Source organism: Ohtaekwangia koreensis, assembly GCF_900167975.1.
In the GTDB taxonomy this organism is placed as follows: Bacteria; Bacteroidota; Bacteroidia; order Cytophagales; family Cyclobacteriaceae; genus Ohtaekwangia; species Ohtaekwangia koreensis.
The window spans coordinates 1-1955 of sequence record NZ_FUZU01000006.1; the positions used below are offsets into that span (position 1 = coordinate 1).

Sequence of the window (1955 nt, forward strand, 5' to 3'; positions counted from 1 at the left end):
AACCATGCGATCGTGAAGTCGGTAACAGGAGCTCCGCCGTTGATCGAGATTGTGATCGAACCGTTCGGTGTAGAACCTACGCAATTTGTATTGCTGTTTATAGTCTCTGCAATAGCCGGAGGGTTCGTATTATCATCAATTGTGAATTGAACCAGAGGTGAAACGCAATTTGAAGTCGTGTTAGTGGCTTTCACGAAATAATCATTTGCAGCCAACAAAGCTCCTACGGTTGCTGCGTTTCCTCCAGATGGTATAGCGGTAACACCATCGCTAGTAAACCAATCAAATGTAAAGCCAGCGGTACCTCCGGAAGATGCTCCATCGATTAACACATCTGTTACATTTGCAGATCCATTTACAGGGCTACAATCGGTTTGATCTGTCACCGCCAAATTCGCAGAAGCTATAGATATAGCATATGGATCATCGTTTATGGAGAACGTTGCCTTGCCTTTACAGCTATTGGTTGTATTGGTAACTTCTATAGTATAGAATCCACCGAATATATCAAATGCTGTGTGTCCCGGTGCTAAAATGTTTGATGCTGGTAAGGCTGTGCCTGATATTAGTTTACCTTCATGCCATGCATATGTATAGCCTGCTGCCGGTGTAGGTGTACCATCTACCGTAAGTTCAATAGATCCTGTCCCCAAAGCTGCACCCGTACAATTGTTGTTATCAATCAAGGCATTTGCCGTAATAACAGGTTCAATGGTGTTATCAACAATCGTGATGTCGTTTGGTGCAGAAGTACAACCTGGCAATGCAGGGTTTACTTCAACGGCCAATATAGTATAGTTCCCGGACGCAAGACCAGACACTACGGTAGAAGGAAGTGCTCCGTGTACTGTCATTTGCAATGATCCCTTCTGATAAACTTTTATATCATACCAGGTCTGATCGATGGTTGGATTTGCAGTAACAGTTCCGGCACTTGGCGTAATCGTCGCATCAAAAGCCCCATCGGGTGCGGCACAATTTGTTTGAGGAAACGTCAATACACTCAAGAGAGCAGCCTCATCGCTATAGGGAAGATTGATAACTAAAGAATCCTGGCAACCTGTGGTGTTGTCTACAGCGATCACTGTATGAAGACCACTAACGATTGGCTCAGAAGATGCTGCACTCGAGATACGGTTGGAGTTCGTGGGGAAATTTTGTCCATTTCCTTCGAAGGTCATTCCGATATTCTTATCACCAAGATACCAGCTAAAGCTAAAGCCACCAACATTTACTGGCGAAGATGCCTGTACTCCAATTTGTCCAGTACCCGCATTACAAATGGCAGGAATGATACGCTCGCCTAAAAGCTGATTAATGGTAATTGCTGTTGCGGGGGCATTTATAACATTTACGGTAAAAGGTGTTTGCACATCGCACCCGAGTACATTGTTAAAGGCAGATACAGTATATATACCTGCTCCGACACCCGTTAAAACATTCGATGCTTGAGCGTAATCCGGAGAAGCCTTCAGTGCGTTGCCATTATACCAGGAGAATGTATAGTCACCTACCACTCCAATGCTTACGCCAGCCGTGATGCTTCCGTTTGCCGGAGAACAATTCGTGACATCGGCTGATGTTGCGGTAATCGTAGGAAGGACAATGTTATTATTTATCGTTACCTCTGTTGTGCCTGCACATCCGGTCACATTATCAATAGCTTGAACAGTATATACACCAGACGCCAGGCCTGATACAACCGCAGCAGGTGAACCTGCTACTTCATTTGTAGACAATGTGTTTTGCCCGCTGAAAATATGGAATATATGATTTGTTGTCACCCCACCGACGTTGGCAGATATAGTTCCATTCGATTTTATCGGATCACATGCAGTGTTGCTGGTTGGCACAGCACTAACAATCGGATCTACGCTATTATCAAGCACCTGAACAGTCGCTTTCGTAGATTGACATGTTGTAGTGTTATCAACTGCAACCACAGTATAGAAACC

General features: G+C 44.6%; 1 protein-coding gene. It reads right to left on the reverse strand.

Going from position 1 to position 1955, the window contains the following annotated elements:
* Positions 1–1955 (reverse strand): hypothetical protein (locus B5Y40_RS29755; RefSeq protein WP_159453843.1); only part of this gene is annotated, 1955 nt, incomplete at both ends.